The organism is Nocardioides sp. S-1144 (assembly GCF_005954645.2).
Lineage (GTDB): Bacteria > Actinomycetota > Actinomycetes > Propionibacteriales > Nocardioidaceae > Nocardioides > Nocardioides dongxiaopingii.
Map to the genome: position 1 here is coordinate 1534552 of NZ_CP040695.2, position 25631 is coordinate 1560182.

The window sequence follows — 25631 nt, forward strand, 5'->3', positions numbered from 1 at the left end:
GCAGGGCCGCGCCCCCTCCCGAGGAGCCACACGCATGGGTGCACGACGCTCGCTGACCACCGCCACCGTCCGGGTCCGGACCGCCGTCGCAGCGGCCGCCGTGGCCGCCGTCGCGCTCACCACGGCCGCGGTCCCGACCGGTGCGGCCGCCCCGGCCGCAGCCCCCGCCAGCGCCCCGGCGACGGCGGCCCGCGCGGCGGCGGTGACGCCGAGCCCGATCATGATGACCCACGCCAACATCTACACGGGGCTCAACGTCAAGCGGTTCCAGGCCGACGTGCGGACCGTGCTCGCGCCGCTGCCCGACTTCGTCACCTACAACGAGGTGCCCTTCCGCACCGACGCGGTGATGGCCCCGTCCGGCTACGACATCCACCGCAGCTCGACCAACCGCTACACCTCCGCCACCGCGGTCGCCTGGCGCACCGACCGGTGGACGATGGTCGCCGAGGGCACGTACCGGTTGTCGAACTGGCGGGGCAAGCCCCCGGGCCGGGTCACCGAGCTGGGCCGCCGCTTCGCCAACTGGGTCACCCTCCAGGACCTCGAGGGCCGCACCCTGTCCGTGGTCGCGGTGCACGTCGCACCCAACGTCCGCGGGATGCCCGACCTGGCCCGTCCCTCGGTGACCCGCCTCGGCGGGCTGGTCGAGAAGCTCGCGCCGTCGGGTCCGGTCCTGGTCGGCGGCGACTTCAACTTCCACTACCGCAGCTCGCGCTACCCCTCCGACCTCCTGTCGGCCGCGCAGCTGGAGCCGACGTTCGACACCCTCGGCTCCTACTTCGCCACCGGCGACCACCACGGCGCGACGATCGACTACATCTTCAACCGCGGCGCCGGGGTGCTGGCGCCCGACCAGCACTTCAGCACCGAGCTGAACTCCGACCACGACGCGGTCACGGCGGGCTTCCACTGGCTCGGCGACGCCCCCACCGACACCCAGGTGGTGACCAACGACCCGAGCGGTGACGAGGCCGCCCGCCGCGCGGTGCTCCGCAGCCTCACGACCGGGATCCGCTCCGCGCAGTCCGGCGACGTCGTCCGGGTCGTGACCAGCCGCCTCGACCTGTACTTCCTGGTCAAGGAGCTGCGCCGGGCCGCGAAGCGCGGCGTGCAGGTCCAGTTCGTCAAGCTCGGCCGGGCGTGGGCGCCCCGGGAGCAGAAGCTGGACGGCCTCCTCACCCGTCGCGGGGTCCGCGGCAGCTGGGTCCGCCAGTGCACGCGCACCTGTGTCCAGGAGTGGAAGGGGCAGGCCCGGGCCACGACCGGCTCGATGAACGGACTGCTCCAGGTGCGCCTCGCGAGCGGCTCCGAGGTCCGGTGGGACACGAGCCGGCAGTTCTCCACGCCGCTGCTGACCGAGGCGTCCTCGGTGCGGGTCAGCACCGGCGCCGAGGCCCTCGACGAAGGGCGGCGGCTCTTCGCCCTCGTCGCGCGCAACGCCGGCTGAACCCCGGCCGGGTTGCCGCGCTTCTCGGTGACCCGCCAGAGTGTGGCCATGTCGCGCGCCCGTCAGCAGCTGTTCGTGCACGTCGGGATGCAGAAGACCGGCACCTCCTACCTGCAGGACGCGATGCTGCGCAGCAGCGACCGGCTCGCCGCGGCCGGCACGGACCTGGTGCCCCCGACCAAGCGCGAGTGCTTCGACCTGATGGTCGTGCTGCGCGACCGCTACGAGGGACGTCGTGACCCGGCCACCGACCGGGCCACCCTCGAGCGGTTCGCCAAGCGGCTCGCGCGGGCCGGCGGGGAGCGGGCGGTCTACAGCCAGGAGTCGCTGGCCGGGGCCGGTCCGCGCCAGATCGCCCGCCTGCTCGAGCTCTGCGGCGAGCGCGAGGTGCACGTCGTCGTCACGGTCCGCGACCTCGCCCGCCAGCTGTCCTCGTCGTGGCAGCAGGAGCTGAAGGCCGGCAGCACCGTCGACCTCCCGGCCTACCTGCGCCAGCTGCGCCGCGCCCAGCGCGCCGGCAAGGGCGGGCACCCGTGGATCCACCTCGACCCGGCCCTGGTGCTGTCGCGGTGGGCGGAGGTGGTGCCGGCCGAGCGGCTGCACGTGGTGACCGTCCCGCCGAGCGGGGCCCCGACCACCGAGCTGCTGGAGCGCTTCGCCCGCGCCGTCGGCTTCGACCCGGCGCACGTCGAGCCGGAGGACCGGCCCAGCAACTCCAGCCTCGGTCTCGTCCAGGCCGAGGTGCTGCGCCGCGTCAACGCCGAGCTGCCCGCCGAGGTGCACCGCCGGTGGATCTACGCCGAGGTGGTCAAGCGGGGCTTCAGCGCCGGCGTCCTGGTGCGCCAGCAGCCCCGCAAGATCCTGGTGCCCCGGCGCTTCGAGGCGTGGTGCGACGAGGTCACCGCGGCGCAGCGCGCGGCGTTCGAGACCGGCGGCTACGCGCTCGAGGGCTCGCTCGACGACCTCGCGTGCCCCCGCGAGGCGTTCACCGACGAGCCGGTGGTCGCGCTGGAGGAGGAGGTGGCCACGGCCTCCGTCGCCGCGCTGGCCACCATCCTCACCCGGCGCGGCGAGGAGGTGGCGCGCGTCCGCGACGGCCGGATCGGCGCGGGCCCCGTGCCCGACCGCGACCCGCTGTCGGGCGCCCACGACACCGACGACCCGACCGGGGTGGTCGGCCGGATCCGGCGCCGGATCGGCCGGTGACCCGACCCGTGGGCGACACCGGCCCGACGCCGGCCGTTCGCCGGTCCCCACTAGGGTCGGCGTGCCGTCGCTCCCGTCCGGAAGGTCACCGCATGCCAGCCACCCGCCCGCCGAGGAGCGCGACGCGATGACCTCCCCGACGAGCGAGGTCGAGGACACCGCGGCCGACGCCTCCGTCGAGGTCGAGGCCGCGCCCGAGCCGACCCGCCGGCTGTTCCTGCACATCGGCCTGCCCAAGAGCGGCTCGACGTTCCTGCAGTCGCTGCTCGGCGAGAACCGCGGCCTGCTGCGCGAGCACGGGTTCACCTACCCCTACGTGCGCCAGGAGGGGATGTTCCACGCGGCCCTCGAGATGGCCGGCAACCCCACCCAGTGGGGCGTGGACCGCGACCGGGTCGAGGGCACCTTCGACCACCTGGTGCGGCGCGGCCGGCGGCTCGGGGGCGACGTCGTCCTGAGCCACGAGATCTTCAGCGCCGCCAACGGCACCCAGGCCAAGGCGATCCTCGACCGGGTGCCCGACTACGAGGTGCACCTGGTCATCACGGTCCGCAACCTCGCGCAGACCCTCACCGCCCAGTGGCAGGAGCGGGTCAAGAACGGCCACGACCAGTCCTTCGCCTCCTTCGCCGACGACATCCTCGCCGGCGTCCCCGACGAGATGGACGACGACATGGTCGGGTTTTGGCGCGGCCAGAACCTGCTGTGGGTCATCAAGCGGTGGAAGCGGTTCCTGCCACCCGACCGGATCCACCTGGTCGTGACGCCGCCCGGCGGCACCGGTCCCGACGTCCTCTGGCGCCGGTTCTGCTCGGCCATCGGGATCCCGTCCGACCTCGTCGACGTCGCGAGCACGCCGCGGCACAACGAGTCGCTCGGCGTCGCCCAGATCGCGGTGATGCGGCACGTGCTGGCCGGCCTGGAGGAGATCGGGGAGGCCGAGGACAACCGCCTCGAGCAGCCCTGGTACTCGGTGGTCGCCAAGCGCTGGTTCGCCCAGACGGTGCTCAGCGCCGCGCGCTCGGGCAAGCCCCAGGCGCCGGCCGCGGTCGGTGACCGGCTGGTCGACGTGACGCGGCACTGGATCGAGGTCGTCGAGCGGGTCGGCTACCCGGTGCACGGCGACCTCGCGGAGCTGTTCCCGGGCGACGCCGCCCCCGACGCGCGGCACCCCGACGACGTCGCCGTCGAGGACATGTACGCCGGGCTGCCCCGGGTCCTCGCGCGGATGCTGCTGCACGTCCGCGACCTGCGCGTCGCCGTCCGGGACCGCGAGGTCGAGCTGGGCGAGCTGACCCGGGAGCGCGACGAGCTGGCCGCCCGGGTCGCGGAGCTCAGCGGCACCGTCGAGGAGCTGCAGGCCCAGCGCCGGCGCTGGCCGTTGCCGCCGCGGCGCGCGTGACCCGGCCGCGCGCCCATACGCGCTAGGGCGCGTCGCCGGGGAAGACCGGCACGCAGACCTCGCCGTCGTCGACGAGCACCCGGTAGTCGGCGACCAGCGGGAGGTGGTCGGAGGCCCGGGTGGGCACCACGCGCACCGTCGTGGGCGTCACCTCGCCGCGCGTCCCGCTGCCGAAGAAGAGGTAGTCGATGCGGATCCGGGGGTTGCCCGACGACGCGGTGAACCCCGCGCCCGACCCCACGACGCTCCAGGTGTCGGTGAGCGTGCCGCGGAGGGGGGCGAGGGTGGGCGAGGAGGGGGAGGTGTTGAGGTCGCCGCCGAGGAAGACGGGGTTCGGGTCGGCCCGGATCGTGTCCATGGCCCGCCGCATCTGCGCCTCGCGCGCGCCGGGCGCGCCCGGCTCGAGGTGGGTGTTGTAGAAGCTCGTCGCGATGCCGTCGACGTCGATCGTCGCGTGCAGCAGACCGCGCTGCTGGGTCGACCCGGGGCGGGGGAGCGCGATGTTGACCGAGTCGGTGATCGGGTGGCGCGAGAGGATCGCGGTGCCGTAGAGGTTGGTCGGCGAGCGGCGCACGTTCGCACCGAACGCCCACGACATGCCCAGGCGCTCGGCCAGCACGACCGGCATGTCGACGCCGTAGGTCCACGCGCGTCCCCGGTCGACCTCCTGGAGGAGGACGACGTCCGCCTCCAGCCGGGCGATCTCGTCGCTGATCCGGTCGAGCCGGCTGCCGCCCTCCCAGGGCCGGGCCGAGTGGATGTTGTAGGTGACGACCCGGAGGTCGACGCTCGACTCCTGCGGCACGCACACCGTCTGCGGCTCCCCGGGCGCCGTGGGCTGCAGGGTGCGCGTCCCCTCGGGCTCCGGCGGCGAGGTGGTCGTCGTCGGGACCGAGGTGGACGCCGTCGTCGGGTCCACCGGCGAGCTCACCGAGCCGGCCGGGCTGGTGACCGCGGCGTCGGGCGCGTCGTCGTCCGGGGCCAGGACCAGGACGGCGAAGGCGCCGACGACGAGCAGCACCACGAGGGTGACGGTCGCGGGGGCCGCGGACCAGCTCTTCGGTTCCACCGGCCCTCGCACTGCCTCTCGTCGTCGTCTCGTCGGGTCTGCGAGGCAGAACTGTACGGGGGGAGCCGGCACTCCCCGGACTGCTATCGTCGCCGAGGTTTCGCGCGAGCGCCCGCGACCGTCGAGGAGAACCGCACCAGCATGTCAGCGAGCAGCACCGCGACCGGGTCGGCGCCGCGCCTGGTCCTCCACATCGGGGCGATGAAGACCGGCACGACCTTCGTCCAGGACCTCCTGATCGCCAACGCCGAGACCCTGGGCGGACTCGGGTGGTACGTCCCCGACCAGCGCGTGGTCGTGCGCGCCACCCGCGAGCTGCTGGCGCTGACCGACGCGGCCGTGGGCTCCTCGCGGGCCGGCGCGCCGCCGACCCTGGCCGACGCCCCGCGCTGGGTGGCCCTGATGGACGACGTCCGGGCCCGCACCGCGGAGCCGGGCTGCCACGGCGCGATCGTGTCGATGGAGTTCCTCAGCTACTCGAAGCGACCCGGCGTGCAGCGGGTGCTCGAGAGCACCCACGGGCTCGACCTGCACGTCGTGCTCACCGTCCGTGACGCCGTCCGGGCGCTGCCCTCGCAGTGGCAGAGCCTGGTCCGCAACGCCCACCGGAGCTCGTGGCCGGAGTTCGCGGCCGCGGCCCGGGTCCGCGGCAAGCGCCCGCCGCACCCGGGGACCCGGGCTTTCCGCCGCACCCAGGACGTGCCCCGGATGGTGCGCACCTGGGGTGAGTCGCTGACCCCGGACCGGTTCGCCGCGGTGACCGTGCCGGCCGGTGCGGGCCGCCCGCGCACGCTGCTGTGGGAGCGGTTCCTCGGCGTCGTCGGCATCGACGCCGCTCTCACCGACACCGACGCCGCCTTCGACAACCCGCAGCTCGGGTACGGCTCGTGCGACCTGCTCCGGCGGGTCAACGACGCCGGGCTCGCGGCCGAGCCCCCGAGCGCCTACCGCCGGGTGCTGCGCCGCCTGACCCACGACCGGCTGCTCGCGCTGCGCGAGCACGAGTCCCGGCCGCGCGTCGACGCGGTCACGGCGGCCTTCGCCCTCGACCTCAACGCCCGCAGCCTGGCCGCGATCGCGAGGCACGCGACCCTCGTCGGGGAGGCCGGCGACCTGCCGGTCGCGCTCGCCCCCGACGCCGTCGTCGACCCCGGCGACGTCCCGGCGCAGGTCGCTGACGAGGAGGTGCGCCGCGCGGGTGACGCCCTGTTCGCCGGCGCGCTCGCCTGGTGCGAGGAGGAGGGGCTGCACCTGCCCGCCGAGCTCACCGCGCCGCTCCCGGACGACCTCGACGCCGCCGTCACCCAGGTCGCGACCGTGCTCGGCGTCGCGATCTCCGGAGACCCGGCGCACCGCCTGGACCGCTCCTGACGGACCGGGCTGACGGACCCGGCTGCTAGGGCCGTCCCGGCTGCTGCTCGCGCCGGACGTCGGCGGCGCGGCGGGGCGCGGCGCCGGACTCCTCGCGCCGGCGGGCACGCAGCTGCATGACGGCCATGTCGGCGATGGTGCTGATCGCGGCCTCGGCGATCTCGTCGTCGCGCAGCTCGGGGAGCGGGCGGCCGGCGTCGGCGTCGGGCACCAGGGCGTCGAGGTCGCCGTGGGCGCGGATCCCGGCGTCGCGCACGGCGGCGACGTGGTCGTGGGCGACGTCGCGCAGCCACGCGACGGCGTCCGGCGGGACGGTGATGCGGGCACTGGCGCCGCGGGTGAGGGCGCCCCGGACGAGCCAGGTGCGCAGCCCGGGCACGTAGTCGGTCTCGTAGGAGGGGAGCCGGTTGCCCAGCGCGGCGTTCGCGCGGCGGTAGACCTCGGCCTCGGTGTAGCCCCACGACGCGTTGATGTCGTCGGTCGGCCAGCTCATCAGCGTCGGGTCGAAGCCCAGCAGCGCCCCGAAGTGCCGGTAGAGGCCGTCGGGGTCGGTGGCGCGGTCGGGCGTGACGACCACGTCGAGCCGGTCGGTGCCCACCACCGAGCCCCAGCGCTGCAGGGTGGCCGCGACGTCCTGGCGCTGCCAGAAGTGCTCGGCCCACGGGCCCTCGCGCGTGCGGAGCCGCTCCAGGAAGGTCGGGTAGTCCAGCGTCATCCGGTGCTTGAGGAACTGCTGCCACTCCGAGGGCACCACCGAGGTGATCACCCGCACGCTCAGGACGACGCGGGTGTCGAGGCCGGCGTCGTCGGCGATGTCGACGAAGCGCTGGATGCGGTCGACCCGCGCCTCGCACAGGTCCTCGTTGGTGACGAGCAGGCGATCACCCGGGGTCCGGCGCAGCCGGCGCCCGATCCGGGCGACCCGTGCCTCGTCGAACGGCTCGGCGAACCCGCGGGCCGTGCGCCAGCCGAAGGGACGCAGGATCCCCTTCAGCGACTCGTCGCGGCTCAGGTACGGGAGGCCGATCCCGGCGGCCCCGAGCTGGGCGGCGGAGTCGAAGAGCCCCCGCTGCAGCGCCGAGGTCCCGGTCTTGCTGGCCCCGATGTGGAGGATCAGGTCGCGGCGCATGGCCAGAACCCTAGAGGTTGTGATCGTCGTCTCATCGAGGGCCGCCACCCGTCAGGAGGGGGGTGGCGTCGGTACATTGCCCTTACTGACCAGTAAGGGAGACACCGGGCGATGCCGCGACTGTGCCAGACCGACGGACTGACCGACGACCAGGGCGAGATCCTCAAGGCGGTGCGCGTCTTCGTCGAGGAGAAGATCCTGCCGGTCGCCACGGAGCTCGAGCACGCCGACGAGTACCCCCAGGAGATCGTCGACGGGCTCAAGGAGCTGGGGATCTTCGGGCTGATGATCCCCGAGGAGTACGACGGCCTCGGCGAGTCGCTGCTGACCTACGCCCTGTGCGTGGAGGAGATCGCACGCGGCTGGATGAGCGTGTCCGGCGTGATCAACACCCACTTCATCGTGGCCTACATGCTGATGCAGCACGGCACCGAGGAGCAGAAGCGGAAGTACCTGCCGCGGATGGCCACCGGCGAGGTCCGCGGGGCGTTCTCGATGTCCGAGCCGGGCCTCGGCTCCGACGTCGCCGCGATCAAGACCAAGGCCGTGCGCGACGGTGACGACTACGTGATCGACGGCCAGAAGATGTGGCTGACCAACGGCGGCACGTCGACCCTGGTCGCGACCCTGGTCAGGACCGACGAGGGCCACGCCGACGACGTGTCGGTCTACAAGCGGATGACGACGTTCCTGGTGGAGAAGGAGCCCGGCTTCGGCGAGACCGCACCGGGGCTGACCATCCCGGGCAAGATCGACAAGATGGGCTACAAGGGCGTCGACACCACCGAGATGGTGCTCGAGGGCCACCGCGTGTCCGCCGAGCAGGTCCTCGGTGGCGAGCCCGGCCGGGGCTTCTACCAGATGATGGACGGCGTCGAGGTCGGCCGCGTCAACGTCGCCGCCCGTGCCTGCGGCATCGCCAACCGGGCCTTCGAGCTCGCCATCGCCTATGCCCAGCAGCGCGAGACCTTCGGCAAGCCGATCGCGGAGCACCAGGCGATCCTGTTCCGGCTCGCGGAGATGGCGACCAAGGTCGAGGCCTCGCACGCGATGATGGTCAAGGCCGCCCGGCTCAAGGACAAGGGTCAGCGCAACGACGTCGAGGCCGGGATGGCCAAGATGCTGGCCGCGGAGTACTGCAACGAGGTCGTCCAGGACTCCTTCCGGATCCACGGCGGCTACGGCTACTCCAAGGAGTACGAGATCGAGCGGCTCTACCGCGAGGCGGCGTTCATGCTCATCGGCGAGGGCACCAGCGACATCCAGAAGATGATCATCGGCCGCGCGCTGCTCAAGGACTACCAGCTCAAGGGCTGAGCCCCCGCGTGGTTCGCGGACGCGCATCGTCCGCGGAGTCGGGGAGCATGGCGCCATGGACACCGAGACGACCGACCTCACCCTCGACACCCCGGCCGGTGCGGCCGCCGCCCACCTCGCCGCACCCGTAGGCGCCGGCAGCGCGGGCCCGGGCGGCGGTGGCCCCGCCGTGCTGGTGCTGCACGCCTGGTGGGGGCTCAACGACGACTTCCGCCGGTGGTGCGACGACCTCGCCGCGGCCGGGTTCACCGCACTGGCGCCCGACCTGTTCGGCGGCCGGGTGGCCACCACCGTCGACGAGGCCGACGCGCTGCGCCGCACCGTGCCCCACGACACCGCCCGGGCGATCGTCGAGGCGGCGCGCGACGAGCTGCTGGCCCGCACCGGGCGGGACGCGGTCGCCGTCGTCGGCGCCTCGCTCGGCGCCGGCTGGGCGGTCGAGCTGGCCGAGGCCGATCCCGCGCACGTCGACGCCGTCGTCCTCTACTACGGCGCGGCCGAGGCCGAGTGGTCGAGGCTCCGGGCCCGGGTGCTGCACCACTTCGGGGACCGTGACGAGATGGACCCGCTCGAGTACGTCGAGCAGATGCAGCAGGCGATGGTCGACGCCGGCCTCGACGCGACGCTGGAGGTCTACGCGGGCGCCGAGCACTGGTTCGCCGAGCCCGGGCGGCCCGAGCACCACCCGGAGCACGCGGCGACCGCCTGGGCGCGGACGGTGGCCTTCCTCGGGGGCTGACCGCCGGGCACGCGGGCGTGCCAGGGTGGGCGGGTGGACCTCGAGACCGCGTTCCGGAACCAGGCCGAGGCGTGCGGACGCCTCGGCTCGCCGATGTACGCCGAGCTGCTGTCCCGGGCCGCCGACGACGTCGTCGACGGCGGCCCGACGGCGGCCGTGCTGGCCGGGTACGAGGACGAGCCCGGCCCGTCGGCGCTCGCGCTGCGGCTGGCCGGCTCGGTGCACCGGCTGGTGCTCGAGCGACGCGCCGGCGCGGTGGCGGCGTACTACCCCAGCGTGGGCGGCACCTGGGCCGACGAGCCCGGGTGGGCGGCGGTCCGCGAGCTCCTCGCCGACCAGCCGGACGCCGTCCGCGAGTGGCTCGACCGGCCGCCGCAGACCAACGAGGTGGGCCGCTCGGCGGCGCTCCTGGGCGGCCTGCTGGAGCTGAGTGCCGCCTGGCCCGGCCGCCCGGTCCGGCTCCTCGAGCTCGGCTCGTCGGGCGGGCTGAACCTGCTCGCCGACCGCTACCGCTACCGCACCCGCGACGGCCGTGACGTCGGGCCGCGCGACTCGCCGGTCGTGGTCGAGGACGCCTGGACCGGGCCGGTCCCGACCGACGCGGCGTGGCCGCGCATCGTCGAGCGCACCGGGAGCGACGTCCTGCCGGTCGACGTCGCGACGACCGAGGGGCGCCTCACGCTCACCGCCTACGTCTGGGCCGACCAGGTGCACCGCCACGAGCGGCTGCGCGGAGCGCTCGCGGTGGCCGCGCAGGTGCCGCCGCAGGTGCGGGCGCAGTCGGCCGGCGACCTCGTCGACGCGATCGACCTCGAGGCCGGGCCCGACGGTGCCCTGACGGTGGTGTGGCACAGCGTGATGTGGCAGTACCTCGACCGCGCCGAGCAGGACCGCGTTCGCTCCCGCCTCGACGCGCTCGGCGCCGCCGCCTCCGACGACCGACCCTTCGCCCACCTGTTCCTCGAGCCGACCCGCAGGAGCCCGGACGAGGACCACGAGTTCTGGGTGGTGCTCGAGTCGTGGCCCTCGGGCGGGGCGCCGGTGCGCCGGTTCCTCGGCCGCTCGCGGGGTCACGGGGTGCCGTGCGACTGGGAGCGCGCGGGTGCCGGCGACCCGGCCCCGGCCTGACCTCGACCCCGGCGGGCCGAACCGCGTGACGGGCCTGAGTCGTGGTTGGATCGCCGCATGCCCGGGATGATCGTCGCTGTCAGCACGGTGAAGGACACGGCCGGCAACGTCCGCCGCTACGTCACCCGCAACCTCGCCAACGGCATCGACCACCTGGTCGTCTTCACCGAGGACACCGGGGCCGAGGCCGAGGCCTTCCTCGACGCCCACCCCCACGTCACCCACGTGCCGACCGGCCGCGGCTGGTGGGGCGAGCACCGCTCGGACGACCTGAACGTGCGGCAGCGCACGGCGGCCAACCTGACCCGCGTGCTGCTGGCGCCCTTCGACTGGGCGGAGTGGATCGTCCACATCGACGGCGACGAGATCGCGCTGATCGACCGGGACGTGGTCGCCGCCCTCCCGGCGAACACCCGCTCCTTCAAGCTCGACCCGCTCGAGGCGGTCTCCCGCGAGGCGTGGCCGAGCGGCGAGGTCACCCACTTCAAGCGGTTGCTGCGCGACGGCGAGCTCAACGTGCTGCGGGTGCTCGGCCTGGTCGCGGAGCCGACCAACAAGGCCTACTTCCACGGGCACGTGCGCGGCAAGCGCGGCGTCCGGGTCCGCGACGACGTGCGGATGGGCCTGCACGTCGTCAAGAACGGCGCGGGCCGGTTCGCCAGCGCGGCCACCGACCCGGGCCTGCGGATGCTGCACCTCGACTCCGCCACCGCCGAGGAGTTCTCGCGCAAGTGGATGACCCTGGCCACGTCGAAGTCGCGGGCGGTCTACCGCACCAGCCGGATCCCGGTCGTGCGCGCGCTGCGCACGCTGTCGCGGCTCGACGTGTCCGACGAGGTCCGCGAGCGCTACCTGCGGCGCATCTACGCCCTCACCACGCTCGAGGACTTCGACACGCTCAACGACCTCGGCTTCCTCGTCGAGGTCGGGCCCGAGGACGGTTCGCACCAGCCCCAGGCCGCGCCGGCGCAGGACCTGGAGGTGCTGGCCAGGCTGCTCGCCGCGGCCGCCGACCACCCGCGCGCGACGCTGACCCTGCACGACCACGAGGGCGGCTTCGACGTCCTGCGCGACCTGCTCGCCACCACCGGCGTCCCGGTCGGCGCGGCGGCCGGGATCCTCGAGCAGGTCGCCCGCAAGCCGGCCCGCGAGCTCGGTCCGACCCGCGGCCAGGGCGGGCCCGGCCCGGGCCAGGGCAAGAACAACGGTGGTCAGGGCCAGGGCAAGGGCAAGGGCCAGGGCAAGAACAAGGGTGGTCAGAACAAGGGCGGCCAGGGCGGCCAGGGCGGCGGGGGTGGGAAGGGCGGCAAGGCCGGCCCGAGGCGCACCGGCGTGCGGGCGCGGCTGCGACGTCGTCCCTGAGGCACGCCGCCGTCGTCGACGACCCGAAAGCCGGTCGACGGCCGCGGACGCCCGTGCCAGGGTGGAGGGCATGACGGATGCCCCGGGTTCCAGCAACGACGACCTCAAGGCCAAGATGCGCGAGGCCCTCGACCGCAAGAACACGCACGAGAAGGGTGTGCACCAGGACGGCCCGCTCCACGAGAAGGCCCACGGTTCGGAGGTCAGCGACAACGCCCCGAAGATGCACCGGCGCAAGGCCGGTGGGGGTGGCAGCTGACCCGACGCCGACCTGACAGACTCACGACGTCGTACCCGCCGGTAACCGTCGGGATCCCCGTGAGTGAGGAGAGCATCGTGCAGTTCGGGCGCAGCTACGAGGAGTTCGAGGTCGGGGCCACCTACCGGCACTGGCCGGGCAAGACGGTCACCGAGTACGACGACCACCTGTTCTGCCTGCTGACGATGAACCACCACCCGCTGCACCTCGACGCGCACTACGCGGGGGAGAGACCACCCAGTTCGGCCGGAACGTCGTGGTCGGCAACTACGTCTACTCGATCCTGCTCGGCATGTCGGTCGCCGACGTCTCCGGCAAGGCCATCGCCAACCTGGAGGTCGAGTCGCTGCGCCACGTCGCGCCGACGTTCCACGGTGACACGCTGTACGGCGAGACCACCGTGCTCGCCAAGACCGAGAGCCGGAGCAAGGACGACCGGGGCGTCGTCCACGTCGAGACGATCGGCTACAACCAGGACGGCACGGTCGTGTGCATCTTCCGCCGCAAGGTGATGGTCCCCAAGGACAGCTACCTCCAGGCGCGCGGCGGCGAGCAGCCCGGCCGGCCGGTGCCCCAGCCCGACAGGAACTGGCCCGGCCCTCAGGCCGACTGACGCCCCGGCTCGTCGGCGGCGAAGGCCCGCGCCAGCGGCACCAGCGCGAGCACCAGGACCGCGGGGACGGCGAACCCGACCCGCAACGAGTCGCTGCCGACGACGCCGGTGAGCACGGCGCCGAGCAGCGCGCCGAGGTAGTTGAACTGGTTGAAGCGCGCGACGACGGCGTCGACCTGGGCCGGCGAGCCGCCGGCGATCCGCGCCGCGGCGGAGAAGCTCAGCGGTGCGACCACCGCGACGCCCGCGCCGGTGACCGTGAAGCCGAGGACGGCGACCGGCCAGGCCGGGGCGAGCACCACGGTGACGAGCCCCACGCAGGCCACGACCGCGCCGGTGCGCAGCACCACGACCACGCCGTGGGTCTGCACCAGCCGGTCGCCGGCGAGCCGGACGACGAGGCTGGCCAGCAGGTAGGGGAGGGTCGCCAGCGCGACCAGGCCCGACGGCGCGACGACGGTGTCGTCGAGGTAGGTCGCGCCCCAGGTCGTGGCGGCGGTGTCGACCATGTAGAAGACGACCATCCCCAGCCCGACCAGCACGATCGGGCGCCACGGCACGGTGACGGCGACCCCCTCGCCGGGCACCTCGGCCCGCGGCAGGAAGCCGGCGGTGACGGCGACCGCGAGCGGCAGGGCGGCCACGGCGGCCGCGGACCCGCTGGGGAGCCCCGACGTCGCCAGGGTGAGCGTCGCGCCGACCACGCCGCCCGCCGTCCACGCCCCGTGGAACGACGGCAGGATCGGCCGGCCGTAGCCGTGCTCGATCGCCACGGCCTGCATGTTGGCGGTGGCGTCGACGACGCCGAGCGCGACGCCGTAGGCCGCCAGCCCGAGGACGAAGGCCGCGTGGGCCGGCGCCAGCGCGAGCGTCGGCACCGCGACGGCGGTCAGCAGCAGCCCGGCCCGCAGCACGGTGGCGCTGTCGCGGCGCGCGGCGAGCCGCTCGGCGGCGACCGAGCCGACGCCGGCGAGCAGCACCATGAGCAGCAGCAGCAGCGACAGCTCGAGCTCGCCGAGGTTCCACCGGTCCGCGAAGTCGGGCAGCCGGGTGGTGAGGCTGATGAAGACCAGGCCCTGGCTGGCGAAGGCCAGCGCGCTCGCCCGGCGGTGCCGGCCGAGGCCCGCGGACACGACGGTCGGTGGGGTCACGCGCCGATCGTCGCACCGACCGGGACCGCGCGGGCGGAGATCGGGCGACCGGCCCCTCAGCACGCGGCCGGGGGACCTCAGCCCGCGGCGGGTCGGCGGCGGCGCGGCACGAACTCGTACGCGCCGACGTCGAGGCGACCGGCGCGGGGGCGGGGAGCGGTGCGGAGCGGGGCGACGTAGACCCAGCGGGCGCGCCAGCGGCGGGGCGGCCGGACGCCGCGGTCGCGGGCGGGGGACCGGGCGCGCAGCCGGAAGTCCTGGGCGGCGGCGTCGACGAAGCCCCGCACGCCGACGCGCCGGTTGCCGCGCCGCTCGGCCGCGCCGTCGGTGAGGTCGCCGGGACCGACGAGGAGGTTGTTCCAGAGGTGCGCCTCGGCGCCGGCGTCGGGGAGCGCGACGAAGGTGCCCGAGGCGCGGCGGTTCACGAAGGTGTTGTTGACCACCCACAGCCGCGACCGCGGGTGGGTCAGGCCCTCGGCGCCGTAGGCCACGAGCACGGGGTTCTGCGAGGCGGCGCCCTGCTCGACGACGTTGCCGGCCACGAACGTCTCGCCGCCGTTCGGGACGTCGATCGAGTAGCTGGCCGTGCCGGCGCCGTCGACGATCCGGTTGCCGGTCACCACCGTGCGCAGCGCACGCGACTTGAGCTCGTGCCCGACCGACGCGCCCGCCAGGACGCTGCCGGTCACCGTGAGCGAGCGGACCGCGCCGACGTAGAGGTTGTGCGAGTAGCCGTCCCCGGCGCCGTTGGCCTGGAAGCGCGACCGTTCCACCCGGATGTCGCTGGCGGCGTTGGCACCGGCCAGGATGCCGTTCTCGTTGTGGTGGAAGACCGAGCCGACGACCGTCAGCCCGGCGCCCTCCTGGCGGATCCCCGCGCCGTTGCGGTCGGGCACGGCGGCGCCGCTGAACTCGATCCCCTCGACGCGGGTGCGGTCGCCCGCGACGACCCAGATCGCCTTGCCCTGCGCGCTGTTGCCGTCGGCGGGCAGGCGGACCCGGCCACCGACGGCCCGCAGCGTGACGTCGTCCTGGGTCCAGGTGGCGACGTCGCCCGGGTAGCTGCCCGCATCGATGAGCACCGTGTCGCCGTCGCGGGCCACGGCCGCGGCGGCGCTCGGGGAGGCGAGGGCACGGTCGGGGCCGACCCGCCAGGTCCGCGGACCCGGCTCCGGGCCGGCCTGCGCCGGGGCAGGGGCGGGCACGGCCGCGGGGGACGCGGCCAGGAGGGTCACGAGCAGGAGGTGGACCGGTCGCACCCGAGGATCGTGACAGACTGCGGCGGTGACTGGGAACGAGCTCTGGATCGTCCGCCACGGCCCCACCGAGTGGAGCCGGTCCGGCCGGCACACCTCCGCCACCGACCTGCCGCTGCTCGAGGACGGCGAGGACGACGCCCGCGCGCTGGGCGAGCGTCTCGCGGACGTCGACGCGGCGCTGGTCCTCACCAGCCCGCGGCTGCGCGCGCGTCGCACCGCCGAGCTGGCCGGCTTCGCCGACGCCCAGGTCGACGACGACCTCACCGAGTGGGGCTACGGCGAGTACGAGGGGATCACGACCCCGGCGATCCGCGAGCAGCGACCCGGCTGGGACATCTGGACCGACGGCTGCCCGGGCGGGGAGAGCCCCGACGAGGTCGGCGCGCGGCTGGACCGCGTCGTGGCCCGGGTGCTGGCGGCGTCCGGCCCGGTGATCGCCTTCGCGCACGGGCACTCGCTCCGCGTGCTGACGGCCCGCTGGCTGGGGCTGCCCGTGAGCGAGGGCCGGTTGTTCAAGCTCGACACCGCCACCGTCTCGCTGCTCGGCCACGAGCGCGACTCGCCGGTCGTCGTCCGCTGGAACTCTTGACGCGAGCCCCCCTCCCCGCGACCGTGGACGGCATGTCGCTCTCGGCGGGCTGTCCTCGGTGCGCGGCCCCCGTCACGCAGACCGCGGCCGGGTGGGCCTGCCTCGAGCACGCCGACATCGAGCCGCTGTGGCGCCCCGCCGAGGTCACCTACGACGCGTTCGCCGAGCACCTGAACCGCTCCCGCGCCGTCCCGACGTACCTGCCCTGGCCGCTGAGCCCGGGCTGGGGCGTCACCGACTTCGCGGTCGTCGGCTCCGACCCCGAGCGCACCCGCGCCACGATGGCCTGCACCTCCGGCCCCAGCGCCCTCGACGGCCCGGTCGACGTCCTCGTGGTCACCGAGGAGGCCGGCACCGGTCTCGGAGCCCGGGTCGCGGGCACCGTGCACCAGGACCCCGGGCCCGAGATCGGGGCCGGGACGCCGGCGGTGCGAGTCCGCCTCGACACCAGGGTGGTGCCGCTGTGGGCGGTCTCGACGAGCCCCGGGCCCGACGTCGCCGGCCGGGAGCAGGACCGGTCGGTGCTGGCGGGCGAGGCACACGGCCGCTGGCTGTGGATCGTGCTGCGCCCGGCGTCGGCGCTGCTGCTGCTGCGCGAGGAGTGGATCCTGCGCGACGCCTCACGGGTGGGCCCGTCCCTGGTCTGGCTGCCGTTCGGGGGGCCGGCGCCCGCCTGGTGACCCCTAGGCTGCCCGGGTGCGCATCGACCTCCACACCCACTCCCGGGTCAGCGACGGGACCCAGACCCCCACCGAGCTCGTCGTCGCCGCGCGCGCGGCCGGGCTGGACGTCGTCGCCCTCACCGACCACGACACGGCGGCCGGGTGGGACGAGGCGGCCGACGCCGCGCTGGCGGTGGGCATCACCCTCGTGCGCGGCATGGAGATCAGCACCCGGCACCGCGGCCAGGGCGTCCACCTGCTCGCCTACCTCCCCGACCCGGAGCACCCGGGGCTGCGCGCCGAGCTCGAGCGGATCGTCGACGGCCGCGGCAGCCGGGCGCCCGCGATGCTCGCCGCGACCCACGCCCTCGGCATCGAGCTCACCCTCGACGACATCGCCACCGACGGCGTCCCCGGACGCCCGCACGTCGCCGACGCGCTCGTCCGCGCCGGTGTCGTGGCCAGCCGCGACGAGGCGTTCGCCCGCTACCTCGACGAGGGACGACCCGCCTACGTCGACCGCTACGCCGCGCCGCTGACCGGCACCATCGAGGCGGTCACCGCCGCGGGCGGCGTCAGCGTCGTCGCGCACCCGTGGGGCCGCGGCCGCCGGGCCGCGCTGCCGCCCGAGGAGCTCGCCGCCCTCGCCCGGCTCGGGCTCGCCGGTGTGGAGGTCGACCACCAGGACCACGACCCCGGCGTCCGCGAGGAGCTGCGCGCGCTGGCCCGCGACCTCGACCTCGTCGCCACCGGCTCCAGCGACCACCACGGCCTCGGCAAGACCGACCACGACCTCGGCTGCCACACCACCGCCGTCGCGGAGTACGAGCGGCTCCTCGACCGCGCCGCCACCGCCGCGACCGCCTCCGCCCGCGCCGTCCCCGCCCTCGTCACCCCCGCCGGCTGATCCCGGAGGCTGAGCAAGCGAGCCCCAGCGAGCGCCGACGAAACCGGCCCCCGCCCCGGAGGTTGAGCAAGCGAGCGCCAGCGAGCGCCGACGAGACCGGCCCCCGCCCCGGAGGTTGAGCAAGCGAGCCCCAGCGAGCGCCGACGAAACTCCGGCCGCCGCCCCGGAGGTTGAGCAAGCGAGCGCCAGCGAGCGCCGACGAAACCGGCCGGACGTCGCCCGCTCCCCGCCGGAGGTTGAGCAAGCGAGCCCCAGCGAGCGCCGACGAAACCCGCGGGACGTCGCCCGCGCCCCGCCGGAGGTTGAGCAAGCGAGCGCCAGCGAGCGCCGACGAAACCCCGGCCCCCGCCCCGGAGGTTGAGCAAGCGAGCGCCAGCGAGCGCCGACGAAACCCCGGTCCCCGCCCCGGAGGTTGAGCAAGCGAGCGCCAGCGAGCGCCGACGAAACCCGCCGGACGTCGAGCGCCCGCCCCGGAGGTTGAGCAAGCGAGCCCCAGCGAGCGCCGACGAAACCCCGGCCCCCGCCCGCGCCCCGCCGGAGGTTGAGCAAGCGAGCCCCAGCGAGCGCCGACGAAACCCCGGCACCCAGACCGATCCGCCCGACGACCGACGAAGCGCCCCCCAGCTCGCCCCTCGCCGGACCGGGCTACCGCCGCCCGATGGACTGGTAGGCCTGCAGCGCGCGGTTCGGGACCAGCCGGGTCAGCGCGATGACGGTCTTGTACTGCGCCCCGGGGACCGAGATGATCCGCCCCTTGGCGTAGTCCTTGAGCGCCCGCTCGACGAGGAAGTCGACGTCGAGCCACATGAAGCCGTCGCCGCGCTTGACCTCCATCCGCTCGTGGAACTCGGTCTTGGTGAACCCCGGGCACAGCGCCATCACGGTGACGCCCTGCGCGCGGTACTCGTTGGCGGCCCACTCGCTGAAGCTGTTCACCCACGCCTTGGCGGCGGAGTACGAGCCGCGGGGGAGGAACGCCGCGACGCTGGAGACGTTGATGATGCCGCCGCTGCCGCGCTCGGTCATCGCGCCGAGGGCGGCGTGGCTGAGCCGGAGCACCGCGGTGACGAGGACCGCGAGCATCGCCTCCTCGGCCTCGACCGGGTTGTCGAGGAACCGCTTCTTCAGGCCGAACCCGGCGTTGTTGACCAGCAGGTCGACCGCGCGCTCGCGGTCGGCGACGCGGGCCTCGACCCGGGCGAGCTGGTCGGGCTCGACGAGGTCGGCGACCAGGACCTCGACGTCGACGCCGTGCGCGGCGCGCAGGTCCGCCGCCACCTGCTCGAGCCGGCCGGCGTCGCGAGCGACCAGCACGAGGTCGTGCCCGTGGCGGGCGAGGTGGACGGCGAAGGCGTGGCCGATGCCGGCGGTGGCGCCGGTGACGAGTGCGGTGGGCATGGCAGGCATCGTCGCAGGACGGCGATCGCCGCGCACGACACAGGTCGGGTCGCCGGGCAGCACGCCGGGGGACGTGCGCGGCTCGGGGGCCGCGGTCGGGCATGATGGGAGCCGATGACCACGACCCTCGCGATCGCCAACCAGAAGGGCGGCGTCGCCAAGACGACCAGCGTCGCCTCCATCGGTGCCGCGCTCGCCGAGCTCGGTCACTCCGTCCTGCTGGTCGACCTCGACCCCCAGGCGTGCCTGACGTTCTCCCTCGGCATCGACCCGGAGGACCTCGAGCTGTCGGTCCACCACGTGCTGACGAAGGGGCTCGACCCCACCGAGGTCGTGCTCCAGACCGACGACGGCGTGGCGCTGATGCCCGCGACGATCGAGCTGGCCCGCGCCGAGGCCGACCTGCTGACCCGTACCGGCCGCGAGCACGTGCTGCGCTCCATGATCGAGGACCTCGCCGCCCGCGGCAGCCACTACGACTGGATCCTGCTCGACTGCCCGCCCTCGCTCGGGGTGCTCACGGTCGCGGCGCTGACCGCCGCCGACGGCGTCCTGGTGCCGCTGCAGTGCGAGACGCTGTCCCACCGCGGCGTCGGCCAGCTCCTCGACACCGTCCACGACGTCAAGCGGTTCACCAACCGCGACCTCGTGGTCTGGGGCGTGCTGCCGACGCTGTACGACGGCCGCACGACCCACGCGCGCACCGTGCTGGAGACCATCTCGGAGACCTACGACCTCGAGGTCGTGGAGCCGCCGATCCCGAAGACGATCAAGTTCGCCGAGGCGCCGGCCGCCGGCCGCTCGATCCTGGCGACCAGCCGCAGCAGCAAGGGCGCCGCCGCCTACCGGGCGGTCGCGGCCAACCTGGTCACCCGGGCGGGGCGCGCGTCGTGAGCCGGCACCGGATGGACCCGCCGCCGCGCTACCGCGCCCGGCAGGGCCGCTTCGTCGTCCTGGGCGTCTCGCTGGCCACGACGGCGGTGGCGCTGCTCGGCAGCACCGGCGTCCTGCCCTCGGCCGCCGACGACGAGCCGCGGGGTGGGAACCGGGCCGCCGTGGCCGCCGCCGACGTCTCGGACGACCGGAGCGCCCGCGACGCCGTCGCGACCGCCGACCCGACTGCTGAGCCGACGTCCGAGCCGACGTCGGAGCCCACGTCGGAGCCGACGTCCGAGCCCACGTCGGAGCCGCCCGCACCGACGTCCGGGGCGGGGGAGTCCGACGAGGAGTCGACGTCCGGGGCGGAGGGTCCGTCCGCGGAGGAGACGGCCACGGTGCTGCCTGCCGACAGCGGCACCGGTCGGCGCGTGGTCTTCAGCGAGGGACGGCAGCGGGTCTGGCTGGTCGGCGGCGACGACGAGATCGAGCGCACCTACCTGGTCTCGGGCAGCCTGACCGACAACCTCGACCCCGGCACCTACGAGGTGTACTCCCGCTCCGAGGATGCCATCGGGATCGACGACTCGGGCACGATGGAGTGGTTCGTCCGGTTCACCCAGGGCGACACCGGTGCGGCGATCGGGTTCCACACGATCCCCGTCGACGACGGCGCCCGGGTGCAGACCAAGGCGCAGCTCGGCACGCCGCAGTCGCACGGCTGCATCCGCCAGGCCACGCCCGACGCGCTCGCGCTGTGGGACTTCGCCCCGCTCGGCACCACCGTCGTCGTCACCGACTGACCCGAGCCGCCGAGGGGCTGGGCGGCGCCCGCGCCGTCGCGCGCGGTCGCCCGAAAACTGGCAGGAGCCCCCGGCGGACCGGGGACTCCTGCGTGTCGGTGCGGGCGGGTCAGCCCTCGTTCGTGCCCTCGCTGGTGGCCGACGCGGCACCCGAGCCGGAGCCCGAGCCGCCGCGGCGACGGCGGCGGCGCGGCCGGGTGCCGGCGGGAGCACCGGAGGCGGTGACCTCCTGCGCCTCGCCGGCGGTCACGGGTGCGCCCTCGGGCTTCGAGTCGGCCGAGCCGGCGCCCGAGGCGACGCTCTCGCCCGAGCGGGTGCGGGTGCGCGACCGGTCGCGGTTGCGCGGCGCGCGCTCGCGGCGCTCGCCGTCGCGGCCCCCGTCACGGCCGCCGTCACGGCCACGGTCCTCGCGCGGCTTCCGCTCGACCGGCTTCTCGGGCACGATCCGGCCCTTGGTGCCGGGCGCGATGCCCTGGTCGTGGAAGAGGTGCTCGGAGGTCGAGTACGTCTCCTGCGGCTCGTCGAAGGGCAGGTCGAGGGTCTTGTTGATCATCTTCCAGCGGTGCACGTCGGCCCAGTCGACGAACGTGATCGCGGTGCCCGAGGCGCCGGCGCGGCCGGTGCGGCCGATCCGGTGGACGTAGGTCTTGTCGTCCTCGGGGCAGGTGTAGTTGATGACGTGCGAGACGCCGCGGACGTCGATGCCGCGGGCGGCGACGTCGGTGGCGACCAGGACGCGGATCCTGTCCTCGCGGAACTTGGCCAGCGCCTTCTCGCGCGCGACCTGCGCCATGTCGCCGTGCAGCGGGCTGGTGGCGAAGCCGCGCTCCTCGAGGTCGTCGGCGATCCGCTGCGCCTGGCGCTTGGTGCGGGTGAAGACGATGAACTTCTCGGCGTCCTCGGCCTGCAGGATCCGGCCGATGATCTCGGGCTTGTCGAGGTCGTGGGCCTGGTAGATGAACTGCGCGGTGGCCGGGACCATGGTGGTGTCGTAGGACGACTCGGCGCGGATGTTCATCGGGTGCCGCATGTGGGTGCGGGCCAGCGCCACGATCGCGGCCGGCATGGTCGCCGAGAACAGCATCGTCTGGCGGGTCTCGGGGGTCATGCTGAGCAGCCGCTGCACGTCGGGCAGGAACCCGAGGTCGAGCATCTCGTCGGCCTCGTCGAGGACGACGGCGTGCACGTGCGACAGGTCGAGGGCCCGGCGGTTGGCCAGGTCGATGAGGCGCCCGGGCGTGCCGACGACGATGTCGACGCCGCTGGCCAGGGTGTCGAGCTGGGTGTCGTAGCCGACGCCGCCGTAGACGGTGAGGACCCGGAGGCCGAGGTCCTTGCTGGCCAGGTGCAGGTCGTTGGAGACCTGGAGCGCGAGCTCGCGCGTCGGGGCCACGATGAGGGCCTGCGGCTTGCCCTGCGGCAGGTCGGCGTAGGCGGCATCGGTGGAGACGACGCTGCGCTGCAGGACCGGGATGCCGAAGGCGAGGGTCTTGCCGGTGCCGGTGCGGGCCTGACCAATCAGGTCGGTGCCCATCAGCGCGACGGAGAGGGTCATCTCCTGGATGGCGAAGGGGGTTGTGATGCCGGCGCGCTCGAGCGCGTCGCAGATCTCGGGGAGGACCCCGAGCTCACGGAAGGTGGTGGTCAATGTTCTGCTTTCCATCGGTCAAGCCAGGCAGCCGATTGCGATCGTGTCGACGAATCTGTGCGGCCGGCCGACCGGTGTGGCACCGGGCCGTGGGCGAGGCTGACCGCGCACATACGGGAGCGGGAATCGGGCGCGTCAGGTCGTGGACCTGGGTCTGCGCTCCCGCTCGTGGGGCCAGTCTATCGAATAGGGTGCGCCCATGTCCGAATCCCCCGACCCCGCGCCGCGTCCCGACGACGGGGCGGCCCCGGTCGACCCGGTGTACCGCGACGCGGTGGTCGACCTGCTCGGCGTCATCTCCTACGGCGAGATCACCGCCTTCGAGCGGCTCGCCGACGACTCCAAGCTCGCCCCGACGATGCAGGACAAGGTGGCGCTGGCCACGATGGCGGCCACCGAGCTCGGCAAGGTCGGGCGGCTGCACCAGCGGATCAGCGAGCTCGGCGGGGACCCGTTCGCGGCGATGGCCCCGTTCCGGGTCGCCATCGACTCCTTCCACCAGCACACCGCGCCGTCCGACTGGCTCGAGGGACTCGTGAAGGCGTTCGTCGGCGACGGTCTGGCCAACGACTTCTACCGCGAGATCGCGGCCTTCCTCGACCCCGGCACCCGCGACCTCGTCCTGGCCTCGCTCGACGACGACGGCGGCCACGCGGCGTTCGTGGTCGAGCGGGTGCGCGAGGGCATCGCCACCGACCCGCGCCACGGCGGGCGGCTCGCGCTGTGGGGCCGCCGGCTGATGGGGGAGGCGCTCACCCAGGCCCAGCGCGTCGCGGCCGACCGCGACTCGCTCACGGCGCTGCTGACCGGTGGCGTCGACCGCCCCGGGCTCGACCTGGCCGCCCTCGGCCGGATGTTCACCCGGCTCACCGAGCGGCACGCCGAGCGGATGAGCGAGCTCGGCCTCGACTCCTAGCCGGCCCGCGACGTCGGACTGGGCGGCCGAAACCTGAACTTGTCGGCCGGGATCCCGGCCGACAAGTTCAGATTTCCCCGGTCGACCGGGGAAACCCCGGCCCCGGTCTCAGCTCCGGAAACCGACGGCGCCGGAGACACCGCCACCGATCTCGATGTAGGCGATCTTGCCGGCCGGGACGATGACCTTGCGGCCCTTGCTGTCGGTGAGGGCGAGGACGCCGTCCGCCTGGACGGCGTCGCTCACGAGCCTCTCGACACCCTCGGCGGACTCGTCGGTCTCGACGACGAGCTCACGCGGCGAGTGCTGGACGCCGATCTTGACCTCCATGGTCAGGGCTCCTTCTGTAGGTCGTGCGGGTGTTCAGTCGGTGAGGGGGTAGCCCCGGATGCCCCGCCAGGCGAGGCCCGAGACCAGCGCGGTGGCCTGGTCGCGGTCGAGGCCGCCGGCCTCCGAGAGCCAGAACCGAGCGCTCACCTGGGCCATTCCCACGAGGGAGACGGCGAGCAGGCGGGCCGCGGTGTCGGGCAGGCCGGTGTCGTCGCGGATGACGTCGGCGATCTGGGCCGCGCACTCGGTGGTGACCCGGTCGACGTGCTGGCGCACGGCCGGCTCGTTGGTGAGGTCGGACTCGAAGACCAGCCGGAACGCGCCGGTCTCGCTGCCGACGTAGTCGTAGAACGCCGAGATGGCGGCCGCGACGCGCTGCTTGTTGTCGTGCGTCGACTCGAGCGCCAGGCGGCAGTTCTCGATGATCGCGTCGCAGGAGCTGTCGAGGAGCGCGAGGTAGAGGTCGAGCTTGCCGGGGAAGTGCTGGTAGAGCACCGGCTTCGACACCCCGGCCCGCTCGGCGATGTCGTCCATCGCGGCGGCGTGGTAGCCGTGGCGGACGAAGACCTCGAGCGCGGACTCCAGGAGCTGCACGCGGCGCTCCCGACGGGGGAGCCGGCCGCCGCGGGGCCGGGCGCCGTCGATCTCGGGAGGTGTCGGTGCCACGGCGCGAGCCTATAGGTGGGGGGTTCCCACGGAGCGGGCGGCTGTCGGGAGGCTCACCCGGCCCGGGGAACAATGGACGGCGACGGCGACGTTGCCCCGCTGTCGACGCACGACGATCGACCCACACACCGTCACACCCCAGGAGTGAACCCGTGAGCCTTCCCGCGCTGGTCGAGCCGGCCGCCGAGCTGACCATCGACGAGGTCCGCCGCTACAGCCGCCACCTGATCATCCCCGACGTGGGGATGACCGGGCAGAAGCGGCTCAAGAACGCCAAGGTGCTCGTCATCGGCGCCGGCGGCCTCGGCAGCCCCGCGCTGCTCTACCTGGCCGCGGCCGGCGTAGGCACGCTGGGCATCGCGGAGTTCGACGAGGTCGACGAGTCGAACCTGCAGCGCCAGATCATCCACGGCCAGTCCGACATCGGCCGCCCCAAGGCCGAGTCGGCCCGCGACTCGATCCTCGAGGCCAACCCCTACGTCGAGGTCGTCGTCCACAACGAGCGCCTCGACAACGACAACGTGCTGTCGGTCTTCGAGGGCTACGACCTCATCGTCGACGGCACCGACAACTTCGCGACCCGCTACATGGTCAACGACGCCGCCTACTTCCTGAAGATCCCCTACGTCTGGGGCTCGATCTACCGCTTCGACGGCCAGGCGAGCGTCTTCTGGCCCTCCAGCGGCGACGAGGCGCCCTGCTACCGCTGCCTCTACCCCGAGCCGCCGCCGCCGGGCATGGTCCCGAGCTGCGCCGAGGGCGGCGTGCTCGGCGTCCTCTGCGCCAGCATCGGCTCGATCCAGGTCAACGAGGCCATCAAGGTCCTCACCGGCATCGGCGACCCGGCCGTCGGCAAGCTCGTCATCTACGACGCCCTCGAGCTGGAGTGGCGCAAGCTCAAGGTCCGCAAGGACCCCAGCTGCGCGCTGTGCGGGGCGAACCCGACGGTCACCGGCCTGATCGACTACGAGGCCTTCTGCGGCGCCATCTCCGACGAGGCCGCCGACGCCGCCGCCGGGTCGACGATCTCGGTCGTCCAGCTCGAGCACATGCTCAAGGAGCGCGCCGAGGGCACCCGCGACTTCGTCCTGGTCGACGTGCGCGAGCCGAACGAGTTCGAGATCAACCGGATCCCCGGCTCGGTGCTGATCCCCAAGGGCGACTTCCTCAACGGCTCGGCCCTCGAGCAGCTCCCGGGGGTCGACTCCGGCACGCAGGTGGTCATGCACTGCAAGTCGGGCGTGCGCTCGGCCGAGACCCTCGCCGTCGTCAAGGGCGCCGGGTACGACGACGCCGTGCACGTCGGCGGCGGGGTCGTGGCCTGGGTCAACCAGGTAGACCCCAGCCAGCCCACCTACTGACAGCGCACCACCCACCCACC

Annotated in this window: 25 protein-coding genes; 17 read left to right on the top strand and 8 right to left on the bottom strand. The window is 74.1% G+C overall.

Annotated features, from left to right (window positions below):
• The first annotated feature begins 34 nt into the window (after window positions 1–34).
• The 3 genes from FE634_RS20935 to FE634_RS07270 all read left to right on the top strand — a co-directional run bounded on the left by FE634_RS20935 (window position 35) and on the right by FE634_RS07270 (window position 4058).
• On the top strand, window positions 35–1450 hold the full coding sequence (locus FE634_RS20935) for an endonuclease/exonuclease/phosphatase family protein (RefSeq protein ID WP_187366848.1): 1416 nt from the start codon (window positions 35–37) through the stop codon (window positions 1448–1450).
• Between the two features lie 48 nt (window positions 1451–1498).
• Window positions 1499–2656, top strand: a complete 1158-nt coding sequence (locus FE634_RS07265; RefSeq protein ID WP_148240477.1) for a hypothetical protein — start codon at window positions 1499–1501, stop codon at window positions 2654–2656.
• A 127-nt stretch (window positions 2657–2783) separates the two neighbouring features.
• Window positions 2784–4058, top strand: a complete 1275-nt coding sequence (locus FE634_RS07270) for a hypothetical protein (protein WP_138875492.1) — start codon at window positions 2784–2786, stop codon at window positions 4056–4058.
• Window positions 4059–4080: 22 nt separating this feature from the next.
• On the opposite strand, the gene FE634_RS07275 is transcribed toward FE634_RS07270, so the two are convergent.
• A complete protein-coding gene (locus FE634_RS07275; RefSeq protein WP_170981657.1) occupies window positions 4081–5127 on the bottom strand; it encodes an endonuclease/exonuclease/phosphatase family protein in 1047 nt (348 codons plus the stop codon).
• Between the two features lie 141 nt (window positions 5128–5268).
• Between FE634_RS07275 and FE634_RS07280 the strand changes: the two genes are divergently transcribed.
• Window positions 5269–6498: a hypothetical protein gene (locus FE634_RS07280; protein WP_138875494.1), complete on the top strand. Its 1230-nt coding sequence runs from the start codon at window positions 5269–5271 to the stop codon at window positions 6496–6498.
• 25 nt (window positions 6499–6523) lie between these two features.
• Here FE634_RS07280 and FE634_RS20940 read toward each other — a convergent pair whose 3' ends face one another.
• Window positions 6524–7627: a hypothetical protein gene (locus FE634_RS20940; RefSeq protein ID WP_187366849.1), complete on the bottom strand. Its 1104-nt coding sequence runs from the start codon at window positions 7625–7627 to the stop codon at window positions 6524–6526.
• Window positions 7628–7738: 111 nt separating this feature from the next.
• Between FE634_RS20940 and FE634_RS07290 the strand changes: the two genes are divergently transcribed.
• The 6 genes from FE634_RS07290 to FE634_RS07315 all read left to right on the top strand — a co-directional run bounded on the left by FE634_RS07290 (window position 7739) and on the right by FE634_RS07315 (window position 13045).
• Window positions 7739–8944 carry an acyl-CoA dehydrogenase family protein gene (locus FE634_RS07290; RefSeq protein ID WP_138875495.1) on the top strand — a complete coding sequence of 402 codons (1206 nt, stop codon included), beginning with the start codon at window positions 7739–7741 and terminating at the stop codon, window positions 8942–8944.
• A gap of 55 nt (window positions 8945–8999) precedes the next feature.
• Window positions 9000–9683: a dienelactone hydrolase family protein gene (locus FE634_RS07295; protein ID WP_138875496.1), complete on the top strand. Its 684-nt coding sequence runs from the start codon at window positions 9000–9002 to the stop codon at window positions 9681–9683.
• Window positions 9684–9716: 33 nt separating this feature from the next.
• Window positions 9717–10811: a DUF2332 domain-containing protein gene (locus FE634_RS07300; protein ID WP_138875497.1), complete on the top strand. Its 1095-nt coding sequence runs from the start codon at window positions 9717–9719 to the stop codon at window positions 10809–10811.
• A 57-nt stretch (window positions 10812–10868) separates the two neighbouring features.
• Window positions 10869–12173, top strand: a complete 1305-nt coding sequence (locus FE634_RS07305; RefSeq protein WP_138875498.1) for a glycosyltransferase family protein — start codon at window positions 10869–10871, stop codon at window positions 12171–12173.
• A 70-nt stretch (window positions 12174–12243) separates the two neighbouring features.
• Window positions 12244–12432 carry a DUF5302 domain-containing protein gene (locus FE634_RS07310; RefSeq protein WP_137294938.1) on the top strand — a complete coding sequence of 63 codons (189 nt, stop codon included), beginning with the start codon at window positions 12244–12246 and terminating at the stop codon, window positions 12430–12432.
• 256 nt (window positions 12433–12688) lie between these two features.
• The gene (locus FE634_RS07315; protein ID WP_262347612.1) at window positions 12689–13045 is read left to right on the top strand and encodes a MaoC family dehydratase; all 357 of its coding nucleotides are present in this window, start codon (window positions 12689–12691) and stop codon (window positions 13043–13045) included.
• Here the strand turns inward: FE634_RS07315 and FE634_RS07320 are convergent.
• Both FE634_RS07320 and FE634_RS07325 read right to left on the bottom strand, forming a co-directional pair.
• Entirely contained in the window at window positions 13033–14196 is a 1164-nt protein-coding gene (locus tag FE634_RS07320) for an MFS transporter (protein WP_222847685.1), read from the bottom strand. The genes FE634_RS07315 and FE634_RS07320 overlap by 13 nt on opposite strands.
• A gap of 77 nt (window positions 14197–14273) precedes the next feature.
• Window positions 14274–15455 carry a right-handed parallel beta-helix repeat-containing protein gene (locus tag FE634_RS07325; protein ID WP_187366850.1) on the bottom strand — a complete coding sequence of 394 codons (1182 nt, stop codon included), beginning with the start codon at window positions 15453–15455 and terminating at the stop codon, window positions 14274–14276.
• 25 nt (window positions 15456–15480) lie between these two features.
• Between FE634_RS07325 and FE634_RS07330 the strand changes: the two genes are divergently transcribed.
• The 3 genes from FE634_RS07330 to FE634_RS07340 are packed head-to-tail and all read left to right on the top strand — an operon-like array spanning window position 15481 to window position 17613.
• Window positions 15481–16044: a histidine phosphatase family protein gene (locus tag FE634_RS07330; protein WP_138875501.1), complete on the top strand. Its 564-nt coding sequence runs from the start codon at window positions 15481–15483 to the stop codon at window positions 16042–16044.
• A 32-nt stretch (window positions 16045–16076) separates the two neighbouring features.
• Entirely contained in the window at window positions 16077–16724 is a 648-nt protein-coding gene (locus FE634_RS07335) for a DUF6758 family protein (protein WP_138875502.1), read from the top strand.
• 16 nt (window positions 16725–16740) lie between these two features.
• Window positions 16741–17613 carry a PHP domain-containing protein gene (locus FE634_RS07340; protein WP_148240479.1) on the top strand — a complete coding sequence of 291 codons (873 nt, stop codon included), beginning with the start codon at window positions 16741–16743 and terminating at the stop codon, window positions 17611–17613.
• A gap of 645 nt (window positions 17614–18258) precedes the next feature.
• On the opposite strand, the gene FE634_RS07345 is transcribed toward FE634_RS07340, so the two are convergent.
• Window positions 18259–19011, bottom strand: coding sequence for an SDR family NAD(P)-dependent oxidoreductase (locus FE634_RS07345; protein WP_138875504.1), 753 nt, complete (start codon window positions 19009–19011; stop codon window positions 18259–18261).
• 114 nt (window positions 19012–19125) lie between these two features.
• On the opposite strand from FE634_RS07345, the gene FE634_RS07350 reads away from it, so the two are divergent.
• Both FE634_RS07350 and FE634_RS07355 read left to right on the top strand, forming a co-directional pair.
• Window positions 19126–19905, top strand: coding sequence for a ParA family protein (locus tag FE634_RS07350; RefSeq protein WP_137294944.1), 780 nt, complete (start codon window positions 19126–19128; stop codon window positions 19903–19905).
• The gene (locus FE634_RS07355; protein WP_137294945.1) at window positions 19902–20690 is read left to right on the top strand and encodes a L,D-transpeptidase family protein; all 789 of its coding nucleotides are present in this window, start codon (window positions 19902–19904) and stop codon (window positions 20688–20690) included. The genes FE634_RS07350 and FE634_RS07355 overlap by 4 nt, the downstream gene beginning before the upstream one ends.
• A 109-nt stretch (window positions 20691–20799) precedes the next feature.
• On the opposite strand, the gene FE634_RS07360 is transcribed toward FE634_RS07355, so the two are convergent.
• Window positions 20800–22338 (bottom strand): DEAD/DEAH box helicase, encoded by a 1539-nt coding sequence (locus tag FE634_RS07360; RefSeq protein ID WP_396954632.1) that lies wholly within the window; start codon window positions 22336–22338, stop codon window positions 20800–20802.
• A gap of 199 nt (window positions 22339–22537) precedes the next feature.
• Here FE634_RS07360 and FE634_RS07365 point away from each other — a divergent pair, with 199 nt between their 5' ends.
• Window positions 22538–23254 carry a ferritin-like fold-containing protein gene (locus tag FE634_RS07365; protein ID WP_137294947.1) on the top strand — a complete coding sequence of 239 codons (717 nt, stop codon included), beginning with the start codon at window positions 22538–22540 and terminating at the stop codon, window positions 23252–23254.
• 108 nt (window positions 23255–23362) lie between these two features.
• On the opposite strand, the gene FE634_RS07370 is transcribed toward FE634_RS07365, so the two are convergent.
• Entirely contained in the window at window positions 23363–23584 is a 222-nt protein-coding gene (locus tag FE634_RS07370) for a DUF3107 domain-containing protein (RefSeq protein ID WP_137294948.1), read from the bottom strand.
• 33 nt (window positions 23585–23617) lie between these two features.
• Window positions 23618–24250, bottom strand: a complete 633-nt coding sequence (locus tag FE634_RS07375; RefSeq protein ID WP_170981659.1) for a TetR/AcrR family transcriptional regulator — start codon at window positions 24248–24250, stop codon at window positions 23618–23620.
• A gap of 152 nt (window positions 24251–24402) precedes the next feature.
• Here FE634_RS07375 and moeZ point away from each other — a divergent pair, with 152 nt between their 5' ends.
• A complete protein-coding gene (gene moeZ / locus FE634_RS07380; protein WP_138875507.1) occupies window positions 24403–25611 on the top strand; it encodes an adenylyltransferase/sulfurtransferase MoeZ in 1209 nt (402 codons plus the stop codon).
• The last annotated feature ends 20 nt before the right edge of the window (window positions 25612–25631 follow it).